This is a genomic window from uncultured Enorma sp., assembly GCA_905210055.1.
Lineage (GTDB): Bacteria > Actinomycetota > Coriobacteriia > Coriobacteriales > Coriobacteriaceae > Enorma.
The window spans coordinates 1-3,148 of sequence record CAJLVH010000177.1; the positions used below are offsets into that span (position 1 = coordinate 1).

General features: G+C 61.5%; 1 protein-coding gene and 2 tRNA genes. 2 read left to right on the top strand and 1 reads right to left on the bottom strand.

Going from position 1 to position 3,148, the window contains the following annotated elements; all coding sequences use genetic code 11:
* Window positions 1-2,417, bottom strand: a 2,417-nt coding sequence (locus QZ079_RS08815; RefSeq protein WP_297037488.1) for a SpaA isopeptide-forming pilin-related protein, incomplete at its 3' end; no start/stop codon positions are given.
* Window positions 2,418-2,924: 507 nt separating this feature from the next.
* On the opposite strand from QZ079_RS08815, the gene QZ079_RS08820 reads away from it, so the two are divergent.
* Both QZ079_RS08820 and QZ079_RS08825 read left to right on the top strand, forming a co-directional pair.
* A tRNA-Ile gene (locus QZ079_RS08820) sits at window positions 2,925-3,001 on the top strand.
* Window positions 3,002-3,062: 61 nt separating this feature from the next.
* Window positions 3,063-3,138 (top strand) — tRNA-Ala (locus QZ079_RS08825).
* Window positions 3,139-3,148 lie beyond the last annotated feature (10 nt).

Sequence of the window (3,148 nt, forward strand, 5' to 3'; positions counted from 1 at the left end):
GTGCCCAAGACATCCTTATCGACGAGCGTTTCGGTTGGCTTGTTTTCCACGATTACATCGGAGTAGACGAGCTCTGTCGTCGCATCCTCGTAGGTGAGCGTGAATTCACGGGGTTCGGTATCGAGCACATGGCCTGCGGGTGCCTTCGTCTCGACGAGCGCGTAGGTCGCGCTGCCGCAGCCAAGCCAGAGCTCGTCTGTCTCCGCTACTCCTTCTGAATCGGTCGTGATGTGGTCGACGACCTCGCCGTCGACGGCGCGCACCACGCCATCCGGGCTCACGATATCGCCCACCGCGACCACGTCGAATTCCGCCCCCGCAAGCGAGCAGCCGCCATCATGCGCCGCCGGCGTTCCCATGCAGGTCTTTTGGATGCGCGCGATGCCCATCGCCTGCTCGTCTTCAACCTCGATCACGGCGAGCGGGGCTGCGTTCTCGAAGTCGTCGGATAGGGAGATGGACACCTCGCTGCCGAGAAGGTAGGGAGCTTCCGCGGCGACCTCGCGCACGGTATACGTTCCCGGCGCGAGGCGCTCGGGCAGCGTCACCGATCCATCGTCCGACGTGGTGAACGTATTCAGCTCGGAAGCATCCGGGTACCAACTCGTCATACTCACCGGTGCTCCGGTCGCATCGATGATTTGGAACGAGAACCCGGCGAGCGGGATGCGTGCGCCGCTCACCGCATCGACCTTCACGATCTCGAGACGCGTCGAGAGCTGCTCGTCGCACAGGGAATAGCGCAGCGTCGCGCCATCCGCCATCTGTTTCGCATCGATCTGCCATGGCTCTACGACATCGAGGCCGTCGGGTACCGTGGCGGGATCTTCACGTACCGTGTATCCGGCAGCGTCATAGGGGATGGCTCCCGAGACCCCCGCCGGCCGCGTGCCCTCCCCGAACCAAAGGGTTGGGTCGTCCGCCGTACTTGCGAAACCGTCTTTCCCGGTCGTGATTGTTCCCACCACGGAACCCGTGGTGTTCGAGATGATCTCGAAGCGCACGTTTGCGGCGGGCTCGCTGTGGCCGTCCGTCCCCTCCCAAGGGGTATCGGAACCAAGCGTCTTTGCGATCTCGAGATCGAAGGCGATGACGTCTTCTGCGAAATCATCAACGGGCTCAAGCTCGATGACGCCAGATGCGTCGAGATCTTCCGCGTGCGCGGTATAGGTATGGACGCAGGTATCGAGCTTGTATCCCTCGGGAGCCTTCGTTTCCGTGATGGTGGTCGTGCCGAGCGGAAGCCCGTCGATGCGCACGCGCCCCTGCTCGTCGGTGGCAGCCGTGTGCGCCACGCCGTTGGCATCGACGACGGTATACTCGGCTCCTTCGAATGAAGTTCCTGGCTGAGCGCTCTGTCCGGTCGCGGAATCGCGCTTCTGGATGGTTATGCTCACGGAACCCGGAGTATCGCTGAGCTCGACCTCTGCGGTGGCGCTCGACTCCAGGATTTCGAAATGCTGGTTTTCAGGGTTGAGCGCGAAGCCCTTCGGCGCCTTAATCTCTTTTGCATAGTAGCTACCAAAGGTGAGGTCACAGGTCGCATGCCCGTGTTCGTCGGTGGTGATCGTTGCCGCCAGCTTATCTGTGGTGGCATCGTAGATCTCGTACGTCGCGCCCGCGTAGGTGTATTCTTCGTTACCGGCGGTGAGAGAGGCGTCGGCGGAGACTTTCGTAAACGTCACCCGGGCAGATGGTGTCACGGGAATGATGACGAAGATGCTCTGTGCGTCGGGGTTGGTGAGGTTTCTTCGCAGCCACAGGGCTTCGTCCCACCACCCACTCTGCCCGGAATGTGCGAGCGCGTCTTGCGCCAGCTTCTGACACTTCGCGAGCTCGGAGGCGTCCTTGAGACGCCCGGTATCGCTGCCGTCCCAATTCTCGTACAGGTCGTAGAACTCATAGCCGTGGTACCAGATGGCATCGCCTTGGACGTACGCGCCGTTCACCAAATGCTTGGTGAATTCCCATGCAGCACGGAGCTGGTCTTCTCTGCCGGTGAACCCGTAGGTTGCCCGGCCGAGGGCCGAGGTGGGGGAATAGGCCGCCGCGTAGGCCATGGCGTGCGCATCGAAGGAAGACGTCACCATGGCGCTGCTCAGCGGCGGGTTGCCGGTGTCGTGCGTGTCGCTATAGGTGAAGCCCTCGACCGCGACTGCAGGACCGTAGGTATCGCCGATGGACGGCGCGTTGGAGTGAACCGATCCACAGACGCACCAGGTGCCATCGGAGAGGTCCCACCAGGTGATGGGAGATTTCAGGGCACCGGTTGCCGCATCACGCTTCTTCACGGTGACGTTGTTGGCAAACGATGGAGGCACGCTCACCGTCGCGTTCGCCGGTTGCGGGATGCTTGCGCAAAGCAAGATGAGCGCGACGACGCCCGGGAAAAGGCGTGCGAGGATCGGTGCGTGCACACGGCGTGCAAGGGAGGCGAGCAGAAGGCGTCTCGCTGACCCGCATGCAGAGGATGCGGCTGCAGATGTGCGGGGGAGCTGGGGAGCGCTTCGCGCCCTGCGAGCGCTGGTGTGGTTGATGAGTGTCTTCGGTCGCTTCGCGGCGCGGTGCCCTGCATTATTGTTACGAACCATGGGTTGCCTCCCTTGCATCGCCGGGAGCCGAGCATACCGCGTCCATCTGGCATGACCCTCGCAGCGGTCTTGCGGGAATCTTGTCAAAACCTTGTATCGGGCTGGCACCCGCGACGGGCGGCCTGATGCGAAGCGCCAGAGCGTGGGGATATGAAGTGACCAGCGGTTCTTTTTACAGGGAAACCACCACAAAGAGTCCATCGACGTCTTCGGTTCCCTGTTCATCGTGCTTCTAGGTCGGTGTACCGAAGTGCAGATTCCAGATGCACCCCATGCGATAAAAAATAATGGTTGACGCAGTCGTGCGGGCGGGGTATTATCTCCTGGTGCGATGGACCTGTAGCTCAGTTGGTTAGAGCGTCCGGCTGATAACCGGGAGGTCACAAGTTCGAATCTTGTCAGGTCCACCAACTCTTTCGCAATAAACACCCCAGCGAGAGCCGAGTCGCCGCTGGGGTGTTTATTCCTAAAGGGGGTATAGCTCAGCTGGGAGAGCGCGGGCTTTGCAAGCCTGAGGCCAGGGGTTCGAACCCCCTTACCTCCACCAGAGAACATCT